We start from the raw sequence: 23,811 nt of genomic DNA on the forward strand, positions 1-23,811 counted from the left end.
AAAGTGGGCGTGCCTAACCATTCTCGCAATCGACTGGCGGACGCATTGCTACGAAGGTTTGGAATCTGGAGCATCCAGGCAACCCTGAAACTTCTCAACGAACTGAGCCACATGCAGACCATCCACTAAAGCGTGGTGCACATGAATCGATACAGGCATTGTGCAGCGGCCACCTGCCTCAGTAATTTTGCCGAACGTGATGCGCGGCGCGGAGTCTTCATGGGAGAAGTCGCGAGCATGCGAAATGGATGTGAAGTCAAACCACGGAAGCACCGAATAACGAATCAGGTTGGCCTCCGGATAGCGCTCGATGTCATCTCTCTGCCGCACTCGGTCGACTTCGATAGCCGCCTCTCGCACGAACTCATCGATTCGCGGTAGGAACTGATAGTGTCCTAGGCCAATGGTGCCATTCTCACGTCCCACTGCACTTCCGCCATTGATCAGTTCATAGCTCCAGACGGTGCCGTCAACAATACGCGTCTTGAAGTTCTCAACTTGGTGTGCAGCGACGAGTGAGCGATGCAGCAGTGACAAAAACACTGACAGATGATGCTCCTTGGCGTAACGGTAAGTCTCCGTACAGTCAACGCGGAGGCAGACGCCGTGATAGGGCTCGCTAAAACTCTGGAAGAAATCAAAACTCGCGCGTCGTTCCCAAGTCTCCAGATTGATCTTCTGTCTATTGCCAATCACGATTTCTCGCATGCTCTCATGTTAAATCGAAAAAGCCTGTCTATCGCTGCCGACGGGAAGCGCGTTTATCATGACCAATCAGCCGCTAACTCCCTCTGCGCTGGACTGTCGTGTTTGAGGTTGGAACCCCATTCTGGTAGCCAATCTTCGCTACGAATGTTATGCCGGAAGCTCCTGGGCAGTAACAGTGTCGTTGTCTGGTCCGTTCCGACTAGGAAGGGTCTCCGGAATGGCTGTCCACAGCAGGGCAAATGCGAGGGTGGCAATCGCCCCTAAAGCCAGGAAAGAGATGCGATAGCTGAAGTGTTGAATCAGCTTGCCGCCGAACGTCGTGCTGAAGGCCGCGCCGAGTCCGACTGCTGTTGCCAGACTTCCTTGGACAAGGTTGAATCGGCCAGTGTTGCGGGTTCGATCAGCGACTACAAGGATCGATACGACACCGAAGATGGCGTTTGCAACGCCATCGAGCAACTGGATTGCGATGAGGCTTCCGCTGGTGTGAGTGAGGGTGTAGAGGAGTGCCCGGATCGGCAGGACGCCAAAGCCTAGAAGCAGCAGCGGCTTTCTCCCGTGTAAATTGGCGAACCGCCCAATAGATGTCGCGAAGAACATGATGACTAGCTGAGTGACGATAATGCACGCTGACATGAAGGGAGCAGCCGTCGCCCGTGAACCGTGCGACAGCATTTCACCGAGTTGCGGCAGCATGGCAGCATTCGCAAAGTGAAATAGGAACGCACAGACAAGGAAGATGAGCAGGACCCGATCCCCCAGCAGCGTTTGCATCACCGATGCTCTCGCAGAAACTTTATCGCCGTCGACTTGCTTCGCTCCGCCTCGGGCCAGGTCGTAGTCGATATCGCTGCTCTTGATAGCGCGAACGGCGATAACGGTGGGAATCGTCAATACTGCAGCGGTAATAAATATTGCGCGATTGTCAAACAGATGACTTACGAGCGCGATCAGAAGTGCGCAAGTCACGTTGCCACCTGAATTGAATGATTGGTTCTTGCCAAACTGGCGGTCGAAGAAGGTCACGCCGACTATCCCCATCGTAATCGCGGCCAACGTCGGTGCCAGGAACGGCCCGGCCCCTCCGACCAAAACCTGGGACGTATATACGGCCCACGGTGCAGCGGTGATACTGAGCAAGATAGCTCCAACAGCGAGTACGGCGGATGCTAGGACGAGAACCAGCTTTTTTTCTCTGATTTGATCGACAATGGCACCTGCAGGCGTCTGCAGCGCGACGGTAATGATGCCGCCGAGCGTCAGAGCCATCCCGACGCGCCCAGGCTCCCACCCCGCTCCAGCCAAGTACGCTGCCAGGAAGGGACCGAGGCCCGTCTGCACGTCGGCGAGAAAGAAGTTTGTTGCTTCCAACGCATGGAGACTTCTCTTCTTTGCGGGATCAATATCCATAGTTAACGCCGTCTATCGTTGCTTCCATGGTTTACGAGTTCGATGCACACAACGGCTCCGGAAAGCTGCAAATAGAACGTCAAATTTCACCGAAAAGACCCGGATCGTTGCGGATATAGGTAAGCTGCATCTGGAAGTCGTGAGTCGGGCTTTTCGAGACCCCACTACCGAAGGGGCATCTGGCACCAGTCTTCTACTTTGCTGGGCTTGTGATCAGGACTGATCTTTAGCTGTGCCTAACCCGAGTCAAAGAGCACATTGACCTTTATCGTTAGTGAGAACGTCAGGGCGCCGTGGAGAGTCCTCCATTCAGCTAGGGACCGCTCCCACCCCTTGCAATCCCCCAAACCACCGGTGTATCGTCTTACCAGAATGTCGAGCCGCTTCCAGTCCGCTTTTTTTGCCTGCTCCTATTGGCGCCATCCAGCGGCCAGTGGAGTCCTCGCATGCATCTCTGAAAAAACCTAGAAAACTTCAGAGTCTTCGACCTTCCCGAGCCGCAACCCACACCAGGTTGCGGCTCTTTCGTTTTCTGCAACGTTTACAGGCACACTAAGGAGAGGCAATGACGTCCACCCAACCCGAAATCCAACCCAAGCCCCAAACCGAAACCATGACCCAAGCCCCGACCCACCTCAAACGCCTGATCCTCACCGGCTTCATGGGAGCAGGCAAGTCCACCATCGGCCGCCTCCTCGCCGCGCGCATCGGCTGGAACTTCCTCGACCTCGACGCCCACCTCGAGTCCCGCACCAACGCCACCATCCCCCAGCTCTTCGAGCAGCACGGCGAAGCCCGCTTCCGCCGCCTCGAATCCACTGCCCTCGCCTCGGCCCTCGGCTACAGCAACATCGTCCTCGCCCTCGGCGGCGGAACCCCCGAAGACCTCACCAACCGCCTCCTCCTCGAGCAAACCCCCGCCACCTTCACCATCTTCCTCGACGCCCCCTTCCCCACCCTCTTCGACCGCTGCATGCTTCAGGAGATCGCGCGCCCCGTCCTCACAGACCCCGCCGCCGCCCAACTCCGCTTCGAGCGCCGCCATCCCCTCTACCGCCGCATGGCAGGCCTAACCATCGCCACCTCCGACCAGACCCCAACCCAAACCGTAGAAGCGCTCCTCCTGGGCCTACCCAAACCCCAGACTCAAACTCCGCACTCCCGCACCTGACACTGGAAGCGCACACTATCTGCATCTCAACGTCAGCACCTCCAGGAGAACCCGGCTGACCAACCCCGTCCCCGACGACCTAACCCCGTACGAGAAAAAGACCCGCGCCCAGGTCCGCGGCAACATCCTCTTCTTCTTCGCCGTCATCCTCCTCCTCGCCCTCGCATGGACACTCCAGAAAGAGTTGCTGATCCTCTACGTCAGCGCTCTCTTCGCCGTCGTCCTCATGCCCGCAGTCACGCGCATCCGGAAGCTGAAGATCCGCAACTATCACCCCTCCCGCGCCGTCGCCATTGTTCTCCTCATCGCCATCGTCGCGCTCGTCCTGGCCGTCTTCTTCACCACTGGCCTCCCGCCGGTCATGCGTGACCTTCGCAACTTCTCCGACGATCTGCCCCAGCGCATCCCAGACATCGTCGCCCGCACCAAGAAGTTCCCCTTGGCCGACAAGCTCGGCATCGACACCGTCGCCCAGCGCGCCGCCGGAGCCTTCGACGCCACCGCCAGCTATCTCTTCACCTCACTCCCCCTCTGGCTCTCTCACGTCTTCGACATCCTCACCGCCGCCTTCCTCTGCATCTACTTCATGCTCGAAGGCGAACACGCTTACGACTTCTTTCTCTCTCTCTTCCCCACCACCGAACGCCAGCGCCTCGACAAGACCCTAAAAAAAGCCGAGCGCAAAGTCAGCAAGTGGCTCCTCGGTCAGGGCCTCCTCATGCTCGTCCTCGGAGTCTCAAGCACCATCGTCTTCGGCCTCCTGCACGTCCGCTACTTTCTCCTCCTCGGCTTCCTCATGGGTCTCTTCAACATCATCCCCATCGCCGGCGGAGTCATCACCATCGTCATCGCCGCCGGTGTCGCCGCCCTCGACTCCTGGACCAAGATGGCCGGCGTCCTCACCTTCTATGCCATTTACATCAACGTTGAAAACGCCTTCCTCACCCCTCGCATCATGCGCTCCAGCGTCAATCTCATGGGCCTCACCGTACTCGTCGCGCTGCTCTTAGGAACCGCGCTTGCAGGCATCGTAGGCGCCCTCGTCTCCGTCCCCACCGCCGCTCTCATCACCGTCCTTCTCGAGGAGTACGCCGTCCACAAGGACTGACTCACCCGTCCCTACAACTCTTGTGGTACAAAACCCCGCATTCCCACCTCCATCAGCGCTTACCGAAACCGCATCAAGGTGATTACGTAAATTTCTAATTTTTTTAACCTTCTGAAAACCTATCTCCCTTGCTATTCTCATCGCAGTGTCCGACCTCAAGTTTGCCCAACCCGCTCGAAGCAACCTCCTGGCACCGGTCCTGTTGGCCTTTCTCATCCTAGGCATCACTCTCGCCCTGGCCATACGCTTCACGCCGCACAAAACTGCGGACCTCGACATCGTCCACACCGCCGTCTACCCCGCCCACACCGTCTTCAAAGGTGAATCCATCCTCGTCGGCCACGACCAGGCCCGCGACGACCTCTACGTCCTCACCACCCTTCGCGTCACCGACGGCCTTCGTCTCCCCCTCTTCCTCAAGGACTTCACCGCCACCCTCACCACCGGCGACGGCCAGGAGATCACCACCAGCGCCATCGAAAAAGACGACATCGCCAGCGTCTACTCCGCCTTTCCCGCCCTCAAGCCTCTCGCCTCCGAGCCTCTGCTCCGCGAGACCATGATCACCCCCGGCCAGTCCGCCCAGGGCATGATCCTTCTCCACTTCCTCGTCACCCAGGAAGTCTGGGACCACCGCCGCACCGCCATCCTCAACGTCGACCTCTACCACCAGGGCCAGCAGGGCGTCATGATCAGCCGCGCCAGCGAAGCGATCCCCAACTCCACCTCCAACAAACTCGCCAATTAATTTTCGGCTTACTTCGGGACGCTCAAAAATATCTCGTCATCCCGACCGAAGCGTAGCGGAGTGGAGGGACCCCGCATTTCGCACGAAGCGCCATAACCCTCCGTTAAATCCGCCCCTCGCCCCAAAACCGTAAACTGTACTCATGACCCGCCGTCGCTGGATCGCCGACCGTTGGACCGCCACCACCGCATCCCTCACCGGCGATCAGGCCACCCACCTCGCCCGCGTCCTCCGCGCCGAACCCGGTCAGGTCTACGACGTCGTCTCCAACGGCTTCCTCCACCGCGCCGAGATCGTCAGCGTCTCCGATGCCGAAGTTCTCTTCACCCTCCACGAAGAGCTCGAATCCGACGCCGCCCTCCCGCTCCATCTTCTCCTCGCCGTCTTCAAGTTCGACCACATGGAGTGGGCCATCGAAAAAGCCACTGAGCTAGGCATCGCCCGCATCACTCCCATCCTCGCTCGCCGCACCGAAAAGCACCTCGCCCAGTCCGCGCTCAAGCGTTCCGAACGCTGGCGCCGCATCGCCCTCGAAGCCAGCAAGCAATCCCGCCGCACCGACATCCCAGAAATCCTCGATCCGGCCCTCCTGAAATCCGCATTAGAAATCGAAAGATCCCCAGTCCGCATCCTCCTCAGCGAAACCGAACAATCCCTCACCATCTCCGCCGCCATGGATAACTCAAACCCAAGCGCAAACGACCGGAGGATCTCCACCCACACCACGGAAGCCGACGCGCTTCATTCATCCAACATTCGCTCCACGCTTTCAGACGGAATCAACACGGCTCTCGCCCTGGCCATTGGCCCCGAAGGCGGCTGGACCCCCGAAGAGATGTCGATCTTCACCCAACATCAATGGCAACCCGTAACCCTCGGCCCGCGCATCCTACGCGCCGAAACCGCCGCCATCGCCGCCATCGCCATCGCCTCCACCCATCTCTTCTGATTGACTGAAACAGCGGCAAACAGAAGATGCTCAGCTACCGTGCCTATCCGCCGACTTCTCCCCCGCCATCATCCGCAACATCGCAGGCCCACCCGTCCGCAAAAACCTCACCACCAGCAAAGCCGCAACGATCAGAAACCCAATATTCAACCACGTCGTATAGTTCCACGAGATCGCCTCCTCCATCACCCTCGCGTTCCGCTCCTGCGGAATCAAATGCAGCGCACCGAACACCAACTCCACCACCAGCGCAGCCCCCGCCATCGCAACATAAAACGTGATCAACAAAAACGCGCTCATCTTCCAACCGTAGTATTTGCGATAGATATTCAGGATCGGAAGAATAATCAAATCGGCAAACAGGAACGCGATCACGCCCCCAAAGCTGATCCCACCATTCCACAACACCGCCGCCAGCGGAACATTTCCCACCGAACAAACAAACGAAACCACCGCAACCGCCGGCCCAACCAAAGGCCCCCAGATCTTTGCCAGCAACGGGTGCGCTTCAAAGAAAAACGCCTGCCAGAAATGTTTCGGCACCCAGGCCGCCAGCGCCCCCGCTATCAGCAACCCACCCACAAGATCCATCCACAGCGAAGCCCAATCCATCACGAAGAAGTGACTGATCGCCGTCCGTCCCTCCTGCGAATTAGCCCGCAGCCACAGCGATCCCTCATGCAAGCTCATGTCCATCGCAGCATGGCCTTCCATGCGCCCCTGCACTCCCAACTCCGCCTGCCGCCGCGCCTCCTCCACCAAAGGCCGCGGAAGAAACATCCGAAACAGCACCACCAGGATCCATATCATCAGCGGCCCACCCACAAATTCAGCCACCGTAAATCGCCACCCCATAAGCACCGCGAGCAGTATCCCCAACTCAATCACAAGATTCGTCGAAGCAAATTGAAACGCCATCGAAGACGTAAAATCCGCGCCCTTCCGAAACATCGATCTCGCTAACGCCACCGCAGCATACGAGCACGAAGAACTCGCCGCGCCCAGCCCGCAAGCCTTCACAATCGTCCCCGCCCTGTCATCCGGCAACAGCCGCGACATCTCCTCCTTCGACACCACAGCCTGCACCACCGCCGAAAGAAGAAACCCAAGAATCAGCGCCCACAAAATCTCCCACGCCATCGTCAGCGACATCACCACCGCATGCCAAATCGCCTGGACCATCCCACCCTCCGACGCAAGTGTCATCGCTTTTCATAGATAGTCACAACCGCTGAGTGGGAGTGTAACGCTCGCCCACCATCGTTACATCATCCAAAAGAAAATGCCCAGACCAAAGCCCGGGCACTTCCAACTCTTCGCCAACTGCCGACCTGCTAACTAGCTGAAAATCTCCTTCACCTTATCGAACAGCCCACGCGACGTCGGCGTATTCTCCACCACCATCGTCTCACTCAACTGCTTCAACAAGTCTCGCTGCTGCTTATTCAGCTTGCCCGGCGTCTGAACGCGAATCTCCACGATCAGATCACCCTTCCCATGCGAGTTCAGATGCGGCACGCCCTTGCCCTTCAGCTTGAACGCCTTCCCGCTCTGCGTCCCCTCCGGAATCTTGATCGAAGCCGCACCCTCGAGCGTCTGAATCTCCAACTCCGTCCCCAGCGCAGCCTGCGGAAACGAGATAGGCATCACGCAATGCAGATCATCGCCATCGCGCTCGAAGAACTTATGCGCCTTCACGCTCAGCACAACATACAAGTCACCAGCAGGTCCGGCAAACTTACCCGACTCGCCCTCACCCTGGTAGCGAATCCGCGTATCCTGCTCCACGCCCGCCGGCACCTTCACCAGAATCGTGTGCTCTGTGGTCACGCGCGTCTCGCCCTGGCACGTCTTGCACGGGTCAACGATCAGCGTCCCCGTCCCTCCGCACACCGAGCAGGTCCGCGCCACCGAAAAGAACCCCTGCTGAAATCTCTGCTGCCCGCGCCCGCCGCACTGCGTACAAGTCACCGGAGCCTTACCCTTCGCCGCACCCGACCCCTTGCAATCAATGCAGGTCTCCATCCGCCGAATGGTGATCTCCTTCTCCTTCCCGAAGACCGCCTCCTCAAACTCGAGCTTCATGTCGTACCGCAGATCGCGCCCACGCTGCACCCGCGAAGCCTGCTGACGGCCGTTCCCGCCCATGTTGAACATCTCGCCGAACAGATCGCCGAAGATATCCCCAAGGTCCTGCGCATTGCCGCTAAACCCACCGCCAAACGGACCACCAGCTCCACCGCCGCCGTTCTGAAACGCAGCATGGCCATAACGGTCATACGCCGCGCGCTTATCCGGATCGCTCAACACGGAGTAAGCCTCGCCGCACTCTTTGAACTTCTCTTCCGCAGAAGGATTGTTCGGATTCCGGTCCGGGTGATACTGCATCGCGAGCTTGCGATACGCAGTCTTCAACTCCTGGTCGTTCGCATCTCGCGAAACACTTAGTACTTCGTAGTAGTCAACCTTCGTCACGTTTGCCGTCGCCATGTCCCTGAAATCTCTTTCTAATCTATCTCCAAAAACCTTGCCAAAGTCGTCGCCGTTGCTTCTGTCGTTGCAGTTGCGTTGCTTGTTCTCTTGTTGTCATCCCCGAAGGGGATCTGCTTCTGTCGTTGCCGTTGTCGTTGTTCTCTTGTTGTCATCCCCAGAGGGGATCTGCTTCTGTCGTTGCCGTTGTCTGTTCTCGTCCCGTACGGATCCGCCCTCAACCTCGCTACCAAAAGCAAGACAGGCTTGCCAGCCATCCGACAAGCCCGTCCATCACTCCCTAATCCGCAACCTGATCCGGATTGGCCGCGATCCTCACCAGCGCCGGACGCAAAAGCTTTTCGCGGATCTTGTACCCCCGCCGAATCTCCTCCAGCACCTGGTGGTCCGGAAACTCCTTCGTTTCGATGCTTCCCAAAGCCTCGTGGATTCGGGGGTCAAACTGCGTGCCAACCGTCTCCACAGCCTGCACATTCAGCCCCTTCAGCGCATCTTCCATCTGCTTCAGAATCAGCTCCACGCCGCCGCGCAGCTGCTCCGCGGTCCCATTTGCCTTCAGCGCCAACTGAAAGTTATCCATCACGCCCAGAAACGGCTCAACCGTATTCGAAACCGTATAGTCCCGCGAGTCGGCCCGCTCCTTCGCCTCACGCTTCCGCGCATTGTCGAACTCGGCCTGCAGCCGCGCCAGCCGATCCAGCAACTGATCCCGCTCGCCCTTCACCTGCTCCAACTCCGCCAGGGTGGGGTTCATCTCATTGGCCGGTTCAACCTCAGAACCCACAGCCACCTCCGGGTCAACAACTCCCTGCCCGTTCATCTCATCCTGCATCTCTTTAGAACTCCTCATCGGATTACCTCTTCTATTGTTGCCCATTCGGGCCCATCGCGCGAACTGGTCCTTGGCGTTCATCGCGAAAATCCTCTGCCAACCGTTCCAACATCGAACGTCCCCACCTCAAACCTTTTCAAAACCCACCCCACTCACAACCGGCTAAAAATAAATCTCCAAAACGTGGCACTTTTTTCGAGGCCCAAAAAGTGGCGTCCTAAACACCACATCCACCACGCAAAACACCACGCCTACACCACAAATTCACCACGTCCAAACACCCTATTCTCTCAAAAACCCCAGCAAAAACCACTCCCCACCACGCCCAGAAAAAAATCACCATCAAAATTTAATCAACAGGATGCAGCATCCTGTCGAAGACCTGCGCAATATAACTCACCGCATTCATCGTGTTTTCGTAGTGCATCCGCTTCGGCCCAATCACACCAACGGTCCCGCGACTCTCCCCACCCATCCGCGCCGGCGCCGCAATCAGCACAAGTCCTGCCATTTCAGGAGCTTGCTCCTCCAGATCGAACACCACCCTCACGCTCTCCTGCCGCGCATCGATATAAGCATTCAACAACTCCACCAACCGCTGCTTCGCCTCAAGCGCCGTCAACACCTCCCGTAGCCTCTCCCTATCCTCTTGAGAACCAACGAGATTCGCCACACCGTCCACATAAACCGTCTGTACCGGCACATCCATCTCCGGCACCGCCCTCGCCCAAAGCTGCTGCACCGAGTTCAGCAACCGCTGATACTCGCTCTTCTCCCGCTCCACCAACCGGGCAATCTCCGCCCGCACCCGCTCCACGCTCCACCCACGAAAGTTCTCATTCAGAAAATTCGCCGCGACCTCTAACTCCCTCACTGTCAAGTCTTTATCGAGCGCTAGCACACGATCCCGCACCAGCCCGCTCCGCGTCACAACCACCGCCAGTACTCGAGCCGGAGCCAACCGCGAAAAATGCACATGCTCCAGCATGTCCCCATCCGCCGCCGCCGCAATCGCCACACCCACCCCACTCGACAGCGTAGCCAGGACATGCGACGTCCGTTCTAGCACCGCCTGCGTCCCCGCGACTCCAACAAAACTCGAGTCAATCTGCGACCGTGACCGCGCCGACAGCCGCGCCGCATCAATCCGCGGATTCAACCCACCACTCAACTGCTCCACAAACATTCGAAATGCTCGAGCCGTCGGCACCCGCCCCGCCGACGTATGAGGCTGTTCCAGCAGTCCTGCATCCGAAAGCTCCGCCATCTCATTCCGCACGGTGGCCGGACTAAGCCCAGCACTTTCACCGCTCTGCAACCGAGCAATCGTGCCCGACCCCACAGGTTCGCCCGTCTCGATATAGCTTTCGATAATGGCGGTCAGAATAGCTCTCTGCCGCGCCGTAACCCGCTCCGCATCCGCCATTCTTCCCTCCGCCTATAACTTTACGCCAGCCGTCAAGCCTGCAAATGACCTTCTACCGACCAAGGGAGGACCGATACCGATCAAATAGCTTTGAAAGGCATACGAGTCACATGTGACCGTCCCGCGCGCAGCGCGGCCCGTCCGGCAGGGACAAGCTCTTACGAGATCTCCAGCACGTCCTCATCTTTCGCTGCAATCTCCTTCGCCTTTTCCGCGACTTTCGCCGCTATCCGATAGAAATCCTTCGCAAGCTTCGAATCCGGCCCCGCCAACGCAACTGGCATACCCTTATCTCCGCCTTCCCGAATCTGCGGGTCGAGCTCCACGGCCCCAAGAAATTCCAGCCCAAACTGCGCCGCAGTCCGCTCCGTCCCGCCCGCGCCAAACACGTCAATCACCTGACCATCCGGCAGCGTCATCTGCGACATATTTTCCACCAGGCCAATCACCTCCACCTTCACCTGATGAAACATCTCGAGCGCCTTCCGCGCATCCTGCAACGCAACACCCGATCCAGTCGAAACCACCACCGCTCCAGTTAGCGGCACTGTCTGCACCAACGAAATCACGACATCGCCCGTCCCCGGAGGCAGATCGACGATCAAATAATCCAGTTCCCCCCACTCCACCTGCTGCAGAAACTGCCTAATAATCTGGTGCAGCATCGGCCCGCGCATCACCATGGGCTTATCGCCAGGCGATATCAGCCCAACGGAAATAAACTTCACCCCATACGACAGAATCGGCTCAATCCGGTTCTCGCCCACAATATTCGGCTGCCGCGTCACGCCCAGCATCATTGGCACATTCGGCCCATAGATGTCGGCATCGATCAACCCAACCCGATACCCCAGCTTGCCCAGCGAAACCGCCAGGTTCACTGCAACCGTGGTCTTTCCCACTCCACCCTTGCCACTGCCAATCGCCACAACATGCGCCACTCCCGGCAAAGGCTGCGGTCCCTGCGGTGCACCTGCTCCCATATGTCCCATAATGTCTCCTAAAAATTCACTAATAGTCTTGCAACCGCTTCTGCTGGGGCTGCTTGCAGACCTTTTTTTAGCAACCAATCAAACATGCCAGCCCGCCCCTAGAGCGGCCCGCATCTCTTTTTTCCTCTGAGTCTCTCCCGCCCGCATCTCTCTTCGACGGCCCGCATCTTCAAACCTGCGCTTCTGATGTTCTGTCTCGGGCACCACTTGCGGCACAACCAGCCGGTTCCCCTCGCGGTCCACGGCTACAAACGTCAGATAAGCCGAAGAGACGTGCCGCAACCTCTGTTCGCGCACGTCCTCCACCATCACCCGCACCCCAATCTCCATCGATGTTCGAAACGCCCGATTCACACTCGCCTTCAAGATCAGCAGTTCCCCAACCCGTACGGGAGCAACAAAGTCCAGATGATCCATGCTCGCCGTCACCGTGAACGCTCGTGCGTGTCGGCTAGCAGCCATAGCGCCAACCAGATCGATGTACTGCATCAAACGCCCGCCAAACAGGCTTCCCAGCGCATTTGAGTCCGCCGGTAACACAATCTCACTACGTTCCGACTGCGACTCAGCCACTGTCCGTTCTAAAACCAAATCACTCATTCCTACAAGTCTAAATCGCCCCAACGCTATCTGCCGAAGACAAGCTACCTCCTCCCGAACGCAACAACACAATCCAGATCGCAAAACTTGCCAACCCTACCTCCAACACAGCACCATCGATTCATGGACAAGATCGCCGCTCTCACCGAAATTCTCACCGCCGACCCTACCAACGCCTTCGCCCGCTACGGCCTCGCCATGGAGCACATCACCCAGGGCAACTCCGACACCGCTCTCGCCGAATTCACCACCCTCATTCAGCACAACCCTGACTACGTCCCCGCCTACCAGATGTCCGCCCAAACGCTCGCGAAACTAGGCCGCACCGAAGATGCCCTCGACCGTCTGCATCACGGCATCGCGACCGCCAACCGCACGAACAATCAGCACGCCCTGGCCGAGATGGAAGCCCTCCGCGACGATCTCACCACCTGATCCCGCAGAAACGCATCTGCTTTCCCATCGAAATTTCCAGCGCATTTGTTCATACGCAGAGCCTCTGAACCCTTGATCCCCGCCAAACATCTATACTTAGACATGGCGACCTCACTCCCTACCACTCTAGGCTCCCTCCGCGCCAGCGAATTCACTCCAGCCCGCCTTGCTCGCAGCGTAAAAGACGAGCTCCGCGAGAATCTCATCGCGAAACTTCGCGCCTCCGCGAAAACCAAAGCCACCCTCTTCCCCGGCATCGTCGGGTACGAAGACACAGTCGTCCCCCAGATCGTCAACGCAGTCCTCAGCAAACACAACTTCATCCTCCTCGGCCTTCGCGGTCAGGCCAAATCCCGCATCCTCCGCTCGCTAACCACGCTGCTCGATTCCCACTGCCCCTACATCGCCGGCTCCGAGATCCGCGACAACCCGTACGCACCAATCTCCAAGTTCAGCCGCGACCTCATCGCCAAAATGGGCGACCAAACCCCCATCGCCTGGATGACGCCCAACGACCGCTTCGTCGAAAAGCTTGCCACGCCCGACGTCACCGTAGCCGATCTTGTCGGAGACATCGACCCTATCAAGGCCGCACGCAGCAACCAGGATCTAGGCAGCGAGCTCACCATGCACTACGGCCTGCTTCCCCGCGCCAACCGCGGCATCTTCGCTATCAACGAAATCCCCGACCTCGCCGGAAAGATTCAAGTAGCCCTCTTCAACATCATGCAAGAGGGCGACGTACAGATTAAGGGCTACCCCGTTCGCCTCCCTCTCGATGTAGCCATCGTCTTCTCCGCTAACCCCGAGGACTACACCGCTCGCGGCAAAATCGTCACACCACTCAAAGACCGCATCGGCAGCGAGATCCGCACTCACTACCCCGAGGACGTCGAAGAGGGCATCACGATCACCGCTCAGGAAGCCTGGTCCACACGTCCTGCCTCCAAGATCGAGATCCCCCACTACATCCGCCAGATCGTCGAGCAGATCGCCTTCACTGCACGCGAGGACAAGAAGGTAGACAAGCGCAGCGGTGTCTCTCAGCGACTCCCCATCAGCACCATGGAGCTCGTCATCTCAAACGCCGAGCGTCGCGCCCTACTCCACGACGAGACCATCGCAGTCCCACGCGTAGGCGACATCTACACCGCGCTCCCCGGCATCAGCGGCAAGATCGAACTCGAGTACGAGGGCGAGATGCGCGGCGCCGACACGGTCATCCGCGAGATCATCCGTCAGTCCGTCGCCACTGTCTTCGACAAATACTTCTCCAATACCAACACCCAACAGATCGAGCAGTGGTTCAACCTCGGCGGCACCGTCCAACTCAACGACGAGCAACCCGCCAGCGGCTCCCTCGAAGAGCTCAAACAGATTCAGGGCCTCCTAGAAAAACTCTCACCGCTCGAGATCAACTCAAAATCCAAACCTGAGATCGCCGTAAGCGCCGCCGAGTTTCTCCTCGAAGGAATGTACGCTCACAAACGTCTCAGCCGCACCGAAGAGCGCGCATTCAGCGCCGCAGAAAAGAAGTCTCGCAACGATCAGGCCTCGCAATACGCAGAGCGCATGCGCGAACGCGAGATCGACCGCGAAGAAGCCGCCCGCAGCCGCACCCGCCGCGGCTTCAACTAACCAAAGCCGCTGGGGAGGCCCGCGTAAACTCGGGTCTTCCTCAATCGGCTGTACAGGGATCCCATGCTCCTGACCTCCACACTCGCGCTCATCGCACTTGCCGTCCCGCCGGAGAAGCCGCGCCCCCACATCTCCGCCACCCAGCTCAACGACATCGCCACCATCCTTGCCCACGACGAAGGCTGGCCCCTGGGCGACCCGGACTACACGCTCGACCCCATGCGTCCCGACACAGACGACGGCTTCGACAGCATCGGCATATACAAAAAAGCTCACCTCGTCCGCATGTACTCCGTCGAGCGGTCTACCGGCGAAATAGTCGACTTCCTCCGCGGCTGCGAAGTCTTTCGCTTCGAAGACATCAAATCCTTCCAATCAAAGATCAGGCAGCAATCACAAGCGCCCGCTCTCACCGACCAGCAACTCGCAGCGAAGGCAGGCTGCCCGAAACTCACCGTCGTCAACACTCGCTGGGTCCACTAGGTCCAAACTATGAAGCGCGTCCGATACACAAAGTTCACCGGCGACCTCGCCTCCTCCTTCGGCCTCGAAGACCTCATGCAGGCTCTCTCCGACTTCCTGCTCGACTCCGGCTTCAACGACCCCATGTCGCGCTTCCAGGAGTTCGACGGCGATCAGACCATGGAGAACCTCCGCGAAGCCATTCGCCAGGCCCTCGATTCCGGCGAACTCTTCGACGACGAAGCCCAGGAAAAATACGAAGCCCTCTCCGAAGATCAAGTAGAAGAACTCATCGACCAGATCATCCAGAAGATGCAGGAACAAAACTTCATCAACGCCGAGATGCCCCAGCAAGGACAGGGGGAGCAAGGCGACGGGAACGGCGAAGCCCGCTTCGAAGTCACCGATAAGGGCATGGACTTCCTCGGCTACAAAGCCCTCCGGGAACTCCTCGGGCCCCTCGGCAAATCCAACCTCGGCCGTCACGACACTCGCCACGAAGCCGCGGGCGTCGAAACCAACGGCAGCAGCAAGCTCTACGAATTCGGCGACACTCTCAACCTCGACATCACCGCCACCCTCTCCAGCGTCTTCGCCCGCGAGGGTCTAGCCACTGCGATCGAGGGAGAAGAGCACTCCCCACTCAACATCTACCACTCCGACGTCCACGTCCACCAGTCCGACTACCAGTCCTCCTGCGCCACCGTCGTCCTGCTCGACTGCTCCCACTCCATGATCCTCTACGGCGAAGACCGTTTCACTCCCGCCAAGCGCGTCGCGATGGCCCTCTCGCACCTCATCCGCACGCAGTTCCCCGGCGACACCCTCAATCTAGTGCTCTTCCACGACACCGCCGAAGAAATCCCCGTCTCGCAACTCTCCCGCGTCAAGGTCGGCCCGCACTACACCAACACTCGCGAAGGCCTCCGCATGGCGCAGCGCATCCTCGCCCGCCAGAATAAAGATATGAAGCAGATCGTCATGATCACGGACGGAAAACCCTCAGCACTCACCCTCCCCGACGGCCGCATCTACAAGAATGCCTTCGGCCTCGACCCCCTCGTCATCTCCGAAACCCTCGAAGAAGTCTCACGCTGCAAGCGCGCCAACATAATGATCAACACTTTCATGCTCGCCAGCGACTTCTCTCTCATGCAGTTTGTCCAGCAAGTCAGCGCCATGTGCCGTGGTAAGGCCTACTTCACCACTCCACAAAACCTCGGCAACTATCTCCTGATGGACTTTATGTCACGCCGAATGAAAACCGTCCACTAAACCAGGCAAGGCTGCCGCAGACCAAACCTACTTGCCACCTTGCTCTCCCTTGTCCTTCTTCCCCTTGTGCCCGAGGTCCAACCCAAACTTAGGCGCAGACCTAGTCCCACTCACCTTCACAGGAATCACCGCGCCCGCTCCATCCTTCTTGAAGAACGGATCCACCGGCTTCAGCAGAATCGACTTCCACTTCGAAGCCACCATCTGAGACACCTTCGCTTTAGTCCGCACCTTCCCATCAAACTCGAATCGCTCTCCATCAAGCGTGTACTCTCCCGCAAGTGACACATCAGCTCCCGGCAGCGTGTAGTCCAGCTTGCTAAAACTAAGCTTTCCATCGGCCATCACAAACTGCCCCACCATCTGCGAGTGCACATCTTCCGCACCCGGCTTAGCAGCCTTCGGATCGCCCTGCGCCCGCAGACTCAGCATATCCACCTTGTCCTCCAACTCAGGATTGGTGAAGTGAATCTGCCGCAGCGTAAACCCGCCCTTCAATCCAATTTTCTTCGAAACACTCTGCGGCCCCGGTCGAATATGCAGCTTCGTCTTCATCTGCAACCCTCCAGTCATCACGGCCGGTGATGTCTTCACCGCGAGCTGCAAAAAATCCTGAATCTGTCCCGCAGGAATATTCACATCCAAATCGATGATGTGCCCCTTTCCCTTCACATTCACCACGGCTCCGTTGCACGTAAAATCCGATCCACCCAACCGCGCATCCACCGGCTGCAAATAAGTGTCGCCGCTGGTTCCATCCACAATCGCATGAAACTTCGTATGCAACGGCACACCATGATTCGCCGTATCGAGCGAAAAATTCGGCGTCTCCGTCGTCCCGTCCACAATGATCTTGTTTAACTGCCCACTGAATTCGCCAACCGAGGACAGCATCCCGCCGATCCCTCTGATCGTATTCAGATCGACATGATCAAACGTGTACTTCCCCGTCACACTCGAATCTCCGGGACTCTCGTTGTTCCACGGCCCAAAGGTTCCCGTCGCATGAATATCGCCCTTCGGAATCGCGTTGACGAGTGTTGCGTCATACCTCCACGGCGCATCAGGTCCCACGTTCCGCATCACGATGCGGCTCATCTCGAACTCCTTCGGCTCCTTGTCCGGCTTGATCGTTCCAATGATCAGTCTTGAATCGTCAAACACTATCTCATCTACCAAAATCTTGATCTTCCCCATATGTCGTTGCCCCTTCGGGGCCTGCTGCCGCATCTCCCGCGGCGGAATATGTATCACCATCCCTGCGACATGCACCGTCCTAACATGCATCGGCTTCACAAAAAGCCCCAACAGATTCGCATGAAACGAGAAATGCCCAAGCGCAATCAACGGATCCGTCGCGCCCGCAGCGACCACTTCGTCTTGCGCATAAATACGCAGCCCCTCGCCAGATACCTCCAATCCCTTCAGCACTGAAACCGAAAAGCCATCAATCTCCACCCGGCTGTCAAAACGACTGCTCAGCGTCTCAATTACGCGTCCCTTCAAAATCGGCATGGCCCGATGCACCGCAATTTCGCCGATCACCGCGAGAACAATCACCGCAATCAGCAGCGAAATCAAAATCCAGCCCCACACGCTGCGGCGCTTTACAGTCTTCGTGTCGTTCAAAATTTCATTCATGCTTTTCTTTCATCAAAACGTACGTGATATTTTTTGATGCCGAAAAGCTATGGAACGTTCCAAGGCCAAGCATTTGATGTGAGGCAACATCGCCGGAAAATCAGCATCAAAAAGCACTCCACACAATAAAAAACCTCCTCCCGCAACAGATTAAGTTACGTTTATCCGTGCCGCCAAAGCCCTGCATCGCCGTTCCCACCCTCGTACTCCTCCTGCTGACGCCCCCTGCAAGAGCAGTACAGATGCACGAAGAGCTGACCCGCATCCCATGGACTCAGGCCGCGCCGAACGGTCTGAGCGCACTTCTCGTCTACGCCGACCTTCCCGGCAAGCATCCTCTCGTCATCATCACCCACGGAACCTCCCGCGGGCTCGAACCGCGCAACAACATCACTCCCTGGCTCTTCCTTCCCCAGGCTCGCTGGTTTGCTCGCCGCGGCTTCGTCGCCCTCGTCGTCATACGCCGTGGCTACGGCTCTTCCAGCGGTAAACCCGACTACCTCGGCAACGGCCGTTGCCCCCAGATCGACTATGAGGGCGCCGCCCGCAAATCCGCCGAAGATCTCCGCATCGCCATCGACTTCGGCAGCAAGCTTCCTCAGGTCGACGCCACGCGCGTCCTCGTCGTCGGCATCTCCACCGGCGGCATGGCCACCGTTGCGCTCACCGCCAACGCTCCCAAAAATTTAGTCGCAGCCATCAACTTCGCCGGAGGCCGCGGCTCCAGCGCCGATCACGAAATTTGCAATTCCGATGCTCTCGTTGCCGCCTATCGCAACTTTGGCCGACACTCACGCACGCCGATGCTTTGGATCTACGCCGACAACGACAAGTACTTCTGGCCCCAGATTGCGCAGCAGTTCGACGCTGCCTTCCGCTCCACCGGCGGACAGGACCAATTCCTTCACGTTCCAGCCTTCGGCGAAGACGGTCACACCCTCTTCAGCCATGGCATTTCCATCTGGTCCCCCATGGTCGACGACTTCCTCCAAGCCCACAATCTTGTTCTCCTCCCGCAGCCGCTCCCCGAGATCACTCCCCCCAACATTCCACCACCGGCAGGCCTCTCCGACCGAGGCCAGCTGGCCTTTCGCGGCTATCTCACCCTCGGCCCGCACAAAGCCTTCGCCCTCTCTGCCCATCACTACGCCTCATCGGTGGCACAGATGACCTCCGACGACGCACGCAAAGACGCCCTCAAAAACTGCAACCGGCTCGCCGCACCGGACAAAGAAACCTGCAGCATCGCTTTCGAAGAGAACTCACCTGCAAATTAATTACGAATCAACCTGCTACTTCGCCCGCGATGGAAGATCAATGATGTTGTGTCCATCGTGGTACACCGCAAAGATCCTCTGCGTATTTCCGATATCGACCAGCGGATCAGCATCCAGCACCAACAGATCCGCGCGCTCTCCGACCGCGATAGTCCCACGATCACTCGCATGCAGCAGCTTCGCATTCTCTCCCGTGGCCGCCGTAATCGCCTGCAACGGACTAAGCCCCGCTCTCACCATCAACACAAGCTCATGATGCTCAGCGAAGCCAGGAATGCGCCCAGGCAACGCGCCTGAATCTGTTCCAAACCCAACCCTCACTCCCGCATCAAATAGCTTCTTCAAATTTTGTTGCGCAATCTCAAAGTCTTTCTGATGCTGCGCCGTCTGCGGATCCTGCTTGATCTTCTCCGCATACCCAGGCACGCCAAACTTCGCCATCAGCTTCGGTCCCGCAGCCTGTTGAAAGAAAGGCGTCTTCATAAACGCCGGATTCTCCGCATAGATATACGCCGACTCATCCACAGTAAACGTCGGAACATACCAGACGTTGTGCTGTTTCATCGATCGCACAAACGCATCATCCACCAACTGGTCTCGCACCGAATGCGCCAGCACATCCACGCCATCGGCCACCAGTTGTTTCGCATCATCCAGCGAATACACATGAGCGGCCACCCGTACATGCCGCTTATGCGCTTCATCGATCACAGCTTTATAGATCCCCGGCGCCATCTCCGGAACGTTGCCATGCAGCTTATCAACCCAGATCTTGATAATGTCCACACGTTGCGCCGCCATCTCATCGACATCACTCCGCGCCTCCTTCACCGACGCCGGCCGAAAGATCTGGTCCGTCGCCGCAGGCAGCGGAGGCGCCCCCTCCGGCACTCCAATCCCCCTCCCCGCAGTAAAGATCGACGCCCCACCCAGCCTTCCCGCCTGCTGCTCATCCCGCAACACAAACACCAGATCGCGATTCAGCCCAAGCGACAAAATCGCAGTCACCCCATATCGCTCATACTGCTTCAACTGCGCGGTCACATTCTCGCGCGTATATCCGCTCGCAGACGACTCGGCATCATCCACAATCAACCCAAGGTGCGAGTGCGCACTGATCAACCCCGGCAACACCGTCTTCCCTATCAGATCGCGAACCTGCGCTCCCGCCGGCGCCACCATCTCCGCTCCACCGATCTGTTCGATCTTTCCATCACGCAGCAAAAGCGAAACATGCTCCCGCGGCGCGGCGCCGGTACCATCAATAACCCGCGCATTTCGCAGCAACACCACTTTTTGCTCAGGCATCTGCCGTCCCGGGGCCTGCGTCGTTGTAACGATCTGCGCCAGCCCTGAAAACCCACTAACGAAAATCGCAATGAAGAGGCAGATCGATCGCAGCATCATGATGGCTTTATTAGATGCAAATACGGCACGCGAAGCCCCGGCGGCTGACCAAACTCCGTCAACAAGCCGTTAACAACAAGCCTACTGTCGTCGCTCTCGCCACAGCCGGTACAACCCCCACGCCGCAACCGAGCAGTTGTCCACGATTGTCCCGTCCAGAATCATCTCCTCGAAAGCCCGCACTCCGAACCGCTTCACCACCAGATCGCTCTCCTCCGCATCCGGATCAGGCTCCCCCATCGTCAGCCCCTCAGCCAGAAAAACATAATGCTTCTGATTCATCACTCCATACGCAATCTGCAGTGTCGACAGTAGTGTCATCCGCTCGGCCGCCAAACCTGTCTCCTCCCGCAACTCCCCTCGGGCCAGATCCTCCGGCTCCACCTCCGCCACCTCCCACCCACCCTGCGGAAGTTCCCAGTGCCGCGCTCCCACCGTATAGCGGAACTGCTCAATCAAATAAACAAACTCACCCTCCACCGTCAGCTCCAGCGGAATCACAATGCAAGCCGGATCTTTATCCACCACTCCGTAGATCCCGCGCTTGCCATTCGCCCGTTCAATCACATCTTCCCGCACGCTAGTCCAAGGGTTTCGGTAAACCTCACGGCTACTAATCGTCTTAATTGTCACAGCACCCCCATCCGTCCCCACGCAACAACCTATTCCGGAGTCGAAAATTCAAGATGCGACGGATACTTCTCCGACCCATAAATGGAAATCGTCTGCCCTGCATAAGCTCCCTTAGGAGCCGTCATGATGTTCGGCACAAACGTCTGTGGATTCCGGTCATACAGCGGAAACCAACTAGACTGCACCTCCACCATCATCCTGTGCCCTTTCAAAAAAGTATGATCCGCACCGTGCAGGCTCCACCTGTATTCGGTCACTTTTCCGGGCGTCACCGCCTCGGGCGTCTCAAAGCTCTTCTGATATCGCCCGCGAAATATCTCATCCACAATCATCAGTTGATACCCCGTCATCGGCGGCGGCGCGTCGTCCGGATAAACATCGATCAGCTTCACTACAAAATCCCCATCCGTCCCGGTCGTCGAGGCAAACAGATCCGCGACAACATCCCCCGTTACCGTGACATCCTTCTCGAGCACCGGAGATGAAAAGTTCACTAAATCCTTCCGCCCGCTCACAAACTTCTGGTCCTCAACGAGCCACGTACGCCACTTCGACCCGTCCCCATACGTCGACTGGATCGGGCGATTGCGATAAGGCACCGGCTTCGCAGGATTAGCAACGTAGCTAACCGCAGCCTTGCCACTAACTCCACCTGCCGCAGGAGGCGCCTGCATCTCCAGCCCACCATCCGCCGTCAAATAGAGCTTCGCCTCTTTGAACCCTTGCTTCGGCGGCCACGCCTCATACCGCTCCCACGTGTTCACACCAGTCCTGAAGCTGGCCACACCGGTCAAATCAAATCCCGCCCGACCCTTCAAATACTTCTCAAAGAAGGGTGCCTCAATCGTCTTCCTATATTGATCTCCCGTCGCCGCCCCAAAGTCCAACACCCCAAGATGCCGCGTCGTCGGCCCCCACCCACCGTGATTCCAGGGTCCTAGCACCATGAACACCTCATCCTTCGTATCGTGCGGCTTCAACGCAGCATACTCAGCTTGCGTCCCCCACATATCTTCCTGGTCCCACCATCCACCCACCTCGAGCGTCGGCACCTCAACCTTCGTCAGGTGTTTCTCCACTGCCATATCCTGCCAGAACTTCGTATAAGTCGGTTGCGTCAAGAACACCTTCGCTGTCGGCAGTTTCTCCATCTTTGCGGCATCCGCAGCACCAGCGAAGTTCACATTATGCAGAAAGAAATCAAACGTATCTTCCTTGCTATCCACGCGCGCATCCGTCTTTTGTGCCTCCAACTGTTGCACATAATCGAATCCATACGTCTCACGGAACGCGCCATTATGAAAAAAATCATCCCCCATCCACACATTCGTCATCGGAGCCTGCGGCGAGATCGCCTTCACCGCCGGATGCGCATCGATCCCCGCCGACATCGCCAGAAACCCCGGATAGGAAACCCCAAGCACTCCCACCTTGCCGTTGTTATTCCGCACATTCTGCAACAGCCAGTCAATCGTGTCCCGCGTATCCGTCGTCTCATCCACATCGTTCTTTGTCGTGTGGGCAACAATCGCGCGGTTCATCACAAACTTGCCCTCGGACTCATACCGTCCGCGAATATCCCCGAACACAAAGATGTATCCACTCGTCGCCAACTCCGGCTTGCTGCCATTCACCGCAGCCGACGAAACCCACGAAGTGCCATAAGGCGTCCTCTGCATCAAAAACGGCAACACCTCCCCGCTCGTCTCCGACCCCACCGGCCGCAGAATCACCACATGCAGTTTCACCCCGTCCCGCACCGGAATCATCGCCTCACTGCGTGCATACTCGCGAAACTGATTCAGCCGCCCCCCTACATCGCTGAAGCGCTCCTCCTTCTTCACAATGTCTTGTTCCCCGCGCTCACTAAACGTGAGGGTCAATCCTGACACCTTACCCGTCGCGTCCCGTGAAAACACCACTCGCAGCCTAGGCGCAAAAAAATGATCCACCGACTCCGCCTGCAACTCAAACCGCGGCTCCCGCGCCCCTTCGATAAATAACTTGTCACCATCCCGATACACCGAACTCACCACATCCGGCTCCGTCGTATCGCGATACTGCCCCACGAACTCATTCACCCGCCCCGCCGGCAGCGCAATCGCCTGCGTCTTCTCGGCTGTCTGAGTCCCTTGCGCCCCGATCACCGCAGCCGAAGCAACCATCCATCCAGTAAGAACCACCGCGCAACCGCCGCCAATCCTCATCATGCCCAGCCTCAAAAATGAAATCAGTACGCGTTACAAAAAGCCGCAGACGCCCAGAAAGAAGCGGCCGAGAGCTACTCTTGGCCTACCCCATTCCATGAAGTCTGCGGTCTTGTTTCTCTAGGTAAGAACTGCGTTAGGACTAGCCGCACACTGAAAGCCCACTCGGTTGTGCGAGCCGTCGCAAAACGGCCTCTTCTCACTCGCCCCGCAGCGACAAAGTGAGATCGCCGGCTTACCCGTCAAATCCCATTCCTTGCCATCGGCGTCCTTCAAAATAATGTGTCCTTCAACCCGCAGCGGACCATTGGGCCGAACCGTAATCTTTACCGCTTCTTCCGACATCGCTCGTTACTCTCTCTCTTACAAAGGATGCGTTCAGCATAGCAAATCCATAGCCGC

22 protein-coding genes are annotated in these 23,811 nt (G+C 58.0%); 9 read left to right on the forward strand and 13 right to left on the reverse strand.

The window, feature by feature from the left end; translation table 11 throughout:
- Window positions 1-48: 48 nt before the first annotated feature.
- Together HDF14_RS14935 and HDF14_RS14940 are read right to left on the reverse strand one after the other, a co-directional pair.
- Window positions 49-696, reverse strand: coding sequence for a CatA-like O-acetyltransferase (locus HDF14_RS14935; RefSeq protein ID WP_313899593.1), 648 nt, complete (start codon window positions 694-696; stop codon window positions 49-51).
- Between the two features lie 159 nt (window positions 697-855).
- A complete protein-coding gene (locus HDF14_RS14940) occupies window positions 856-2,118 on the reverse strand; it encodes an MFS transporter (RefSeq protein ID WP_183978137.1) in 1,263 nt (420 codons plus the stop codon).
- Between the two features lie 565 nt (window positions 2,119-2,683).
- Between HDF14_RS14940 and HDF14_RS14945 the strand changes: the two genes are divergently transcribed.
- From HDF14_RS14945 to HDF14_RS14960, 4 genes are all read left to right on the forward strand, one after another.
- Window positions 2,684-3,289 (forward strand): shikimate kinase, encoded by a 606-nt coding sequence (locus HDF14_RS14945; RefSeq protein WP_183978139.1) that lies wholly within the window; start codon window positions 2,684-2,686, stop codon window positions 3,287-3,289.
- 124 nt (window positions 3,290-3,413) lie between these two features.
- Window positions 3,414-4,397: an AI-2E family transporter gene (locus HDF14_RS14950; protein ID WP_313899602.1), complete on the forward strand. Its 984-nt coding sequence runs from the start codon at window positions 3,414-3,416 to the stop codon at window positions 4,395-4,397.
- A 202-nt stretch (window positions 4,398-4,599) separates the two neighbouring features.
- A complete protein-coding gene (locus HDF14_RS14955) occupies window positions 4,600-5,145 on the forward strand; it encodes a hypothetical protein (RefSeq protein WP_183978141.1) in 546 nt (181 codons plus the stop codon).
- 142 nt (window positions 5,146-5,287) lie between these two features.
- Entirely contained in the window at window positions 5,288-6,094 is an 807-nt protein-coding gene (locus HDF14_RS14960) for an RsmE family RNA methyltransferase (RefSeq protein WP_183978143.1), read from the forward strand.
- Window positions 6,095-6,124: 30 nt separating this feature from the next.
- On the opposite strand, the gene HDF14_RS14965 is transcribed toward HDF14_RS14960, so the two are convergent.
- The 6 genes from HDF14_RS14965 to HDF14_RS14990 all read right to left on the reverse strand — a co-directional run bounded on the left by HDF14_RS14965 (window position 6,125) and on the right by HDF14_RS14990 (window position 12,434).
- Window positions 6,125-7,300 carry a permease gene (locus HDF14_RS14965; RefSeq protein WP_260698302.1) on the reverse strand — a complete coding sequence of 392 codons (1,176 nt, stop codon included), beginning with the start codon at window positions 7,298-7,300 and terminating at the stop codon, window positions 6,125-6,127.
- 132 nt (window positions 7,301-7,432) lie between these two features.
- Entirely contained in the window at window positions 7,433-8,569 is a 1,137-nt protein-coding gene (gene dnaJ / locus HDF14_RS14970) for a molecular chaperone DnaJ (protein ID WP_406707231.1), read from the reverse strand.
- A 295-nt stretch (window positions 8,570-8,864) separates the two neighbouring features.
- Window positions 8,865-9,434, reverse strand: a complete 570-nt coding sequence (locus tag HDF14_RS14975; protein WP_183978147.1) for a nucleotide exchange factor GrpE — start codon at window positions 9,432-9,434, stop codon at window positions 8,865-8,867.
- Between the two features lie 331 nt (window positions 9,435-9,765).
- On the reverse strand, window positions 9,766-10,842 hold the full coding sequence (gene hrcA, locus HDF14_RS14980) for a heat-inducible transcriptional repressor HrcA (RefSeq protein WP_183978149.1): 1,077 nt from the start codon (window positions 10,840-10,842) through the stop codon (window positions 9,766-9,768).
- A 158-nt stretch (window positions 10,843-11,000) separates the two neighbouring features.
- On the reverse strand, window positions 11,001-11,834 hold the full coding sequence (locus tag HDF14_RS14985; protein WP_183978151.1) for an Mrp/NBP35 family ATP-binding protein: 834 nt from the start codon (window positions 11,832-11,834) through the stop codon (window positions 11,001-11,003).
- A 78-nt stretch (window positions 11,835-11,912) separates the two neighbouring features.
- Complete coding sequence (locus HDF14_RS14990; protein WP_179581726.1) at window positions 11,913-12,434, reverse strand: acyl-CoA thioesterase; 522 nt, start codon at window positions 12,432-12,434, stop codon at window positions 11,913-11,915.
- 123 nt (window positions 12,435-12,557) lie between these two features.
- On the opposite strand from HDF14_RS14990, the gene HDF14_RS14995 reads away from it, so the two are divergent.
- The 4 genes from HDF14_RS14995 to HDF14_RS15010 all read left to right on the forward strand — a co-directional run bounded on the left by HDF14_RS14995 (window position 12,558) and on the right by HDF14_RS15010 (window position 16,244).
- Entirely contained in the window at window positions 12,558-12,869 is a 312-nt protein-coding gene (locus HDF14_RS14995) for a tetratricopeptide repeat protein (protein ID WP_183978153.1), read from the forward strand.
- A gap of 102 nt (window positions 12,870-12,971) precedes the next feature.
- Window positions 12,972-14,507, forward strand: coding sequence for a sigma 54-interacting transcriptional regulator (locus HDF14_RS15000; RefSeq protein WP_183978155.1), 1,536 nt, complete (start codon window positions 12,972-12,974; stop codon window positions 14,505-14,507).
- A 63-nt stretch (window positions 14,508-14,570) separates the two neighbouring features.
- The gene (locus tag HDF14_RS15005; protein ID WP_183978157.1) at window positions 14,571-14,990 is read left to right on the forward strand and encodes a hypothetical protein; all 420 of its coding nucleotides are present in this window, start codon (window positions 14,571-14,573) and stop codon (window positions 14,988-14,990) included.
- Window positions 14,991-14,999: 9 nt separating this feature from the next.
- Window positions 15,000-16,244 carry a vWA domain-containing protein gene (locus HDF14_RS15010; RefSeq protein WP_183978159.1) on the forward strand — a complete coding sequence of 415 codons (1,245 nt, stop codon included), beginning with the start codon at window positions 15,000-15,002 and terminating at the stop codon, window positions 16,242-16,244.
- Between the two features lie 27 nt (window positions 16,245-16,271).
- On the opposite strand, the gene HDF14_RS15015 is transcribed toward HDF14_RS15010, so the two are convergent.
- Window positions 16,272-17,885, reverse strand: a complete 1,614-nt coding sequence (locus tag HDF14_RS15015) for an AsmA-like C-terminal region-containing protein (RefSeq protein WP_183978161.1) — start codon at window positions 17,883-17,885, stop codon at window positions 16,272-16,274.
- A gap of 242 nt (window positions 17,886-18,127) precedes the next feature.
- Between HDF14_RS15015 and HDF14_RS15020 the strand changes: the two genes are divergently transcribed.
- The gene (locus HDF14_RS15020) at window positions 18,128-19,162 is read left to right on the forward strand and encodes an alpha/beta hydrolase family protein (protein ID WP_183978163.1); all 1,035 of its coding nucleotides are present in this window, start codon (window positions 18,128-18,130) and stop codon (window positions 19,160-19,162) included.
- 15 nt (window positions 19,163-19,177) lie between these two features.
- On the opposite strand, the gene HDF14_RS15025 is transcribed toward HDF14_RS15020, so the two are convergent.
- The 4 genes from HDF14_RS15025 to HDF14_RS15040 form a co-directional block, all read right to left on the reverse strand.
- Window positions 19,178-20,569, reverse strand: coding sequence for an amidohydrolase family protein (locus HDF14_RS15025; RefSeq protein WP_183978165.1), 1,392 nt, complete (start codon window positions 20,567-20,569; stop codon window positions 19,178-19,180).
- A gap of 81 nt (window positions 20,570-20,650) precedes the next feature.
- Window positions 20,651-21,202: an NUDIX domain-containing protein gene (locus HDF14_RS15030; RefSeq protein WP_183978167.1), complete on the reverse strand. Its 552-nt coding sequence runs from the start codon at window positions 21,200-21,202 to the stop codon at window positions 20,651-20,653.
- A 29-nt stretch (window positions 21,203-21,231) separates the two neighbouring features.
- Complete coding sequence (locus tag HDF14_RS15035) at window positions 21,232-23,412, reverse strand: CocE/NonD family hydrolase (protein WP_260698303.1); 2,181 nt, start codon at window positions 23,410-23,412, stop codon at window positions 21,232-21,234.
- 117 nt (window positions 23,413-23,529) lie between these two features.
- Window positions 23,530-23,754 (reverse strand): CDGSH iron-sulfur domain-containing protein, encoded by a 225-nt coding sequence (locus tag HDF14_RS15040; RefSeq protein ID WP_183978169.1) that lies wholly within the window; start codon window positions 23,752-23,754, stop codon window positions 23,530-23,532.
- Window positions 23,755-23,811 lie beyond the last annotated feature (57 nt).

This window comes from Tunturiibacter gelidiferens, from assembly GCF_014201335.1.
Classification (GTDB): Bacteria; Acidobacteriota; Terriglobia; order Terriglobales; family Acidobacteriaceae; genus Edaphobacter; species Edaphobacter lichenicola_E.

Coding starts and splice junctions, on each gene's coding strand:
- HDF14_RS15025 (WP_183978165.1), bottom strand. CDS start 20,569: ATGATGCTGCGATCGATCTGCCTCTTCATTGCGATTTTCGTTAGTGGG.
- HDF14_RS14960 (WP_183978143.1), top strand. CDS start 5,288: ATGACCCGCCGTCGCTGGATCGCCGACCGTTGGACCGCCACCACCGCA.
- HDF14_RS15040 (WP_183978169.1), bottom strand. CDS start 23,754: ATGTCGGAAGAAGCGGTAAAGATTACGGTTCGGCCCAATGGTCCGCTG.
- HDF14_RS15005 (WP_183978157.1), top strand. CDS start 14,571: ATGCTCCTGACCTCCACACTCGCGCTCATCGCACTTGCCGTCCCGCCG.
- hrcA (WP_183978149.1), bottom strand. CDS start 10,842: ATGGCGGATGCGGAGCGGGTTACGGCGCGGCAGAGAGCTATTCTGACC.
- HDF14_RS14990 (WP_179581726.1), bottom strand. CDS start 12,434: ATGAGTGATTTGGTTTTAGAACGGACAGTGGCTGAGTCGCAGTCGGAA.
- HDF14_RS14940 (WP_183978137.1), bottom strand. CDS start 2,118: ATGGATATTGATCCCGCAAAGAAGAGAAGTCTCCATGCGTTGGAAGCA.
- HDF14_RS15010 (WP_183978159.1), top strand. CDS start 15,000: ATGAAGCGCGTCCGATACACAAAGTTCACCGGCGACCTCGCCTCCTCC.
- HDF14_RS14945 (WP_183978139.1), top strand. CDS start 2,684: ATGACGTCCACCCAACCCGAAATCCAACCCAAGCCCCAAACCGAAACC.
- HDF14_RS14975 (WP_183978147.1), bottom strand. CDS start 9,434: ATGAGGAGTTCTAAAGAGATGCAGGATGAGATGAACGGGCAGGGAGTT.
- HDF14_RS15015 (WP_183978161.1), bottom strand. CDS start 17,885: ATGAATGAAATTTTGAACGACACGAAGACTGTAAAGCGCCGCAGCGTG.
- HDF14_RS15000 (WP_183978155.1), top strand. CDS start 12,972: ATGGCGACCTCACTCCCTACCACTCTAGGCTCCCTCCGCGCCAGCGAA.
- HDF14_RS15035 (WP_260698303.1), bottom strand. CDS start 23,412: ATGATGAGGATTGGCGGCGGTTGCGCGGTGGTTCTTACTGGATGGATG.
- HDF14_RS15020 (WP_183978163.1), top strand. CDS start 18,128: ATGCACGAAGAGCTGACCCGCATCCCATGGACTCAGGCCGCGCCGAAC.
- HDF14_RS14995 (WP_183978153.1), top strand. CDS start 12,558: ATGGACAAGATCGCCGCTCTCACCGAAATTCTCACCGCCGACCCTACC.
- HDF14_RS14965 (WP_260698302.1), bottom strand. CDS start 7,300: ATGACACTTGCGTCGGAGGGTGGGATGGTCCAGGCGATTTGGCATGCG.
- HDF14_RS14985 (WP_183978151.1), bottom strand. CDS start 11,834: ATGGGACATATGGGAGCAGGTGCACCGCAGGGACCGCAGCCTTTGCCG.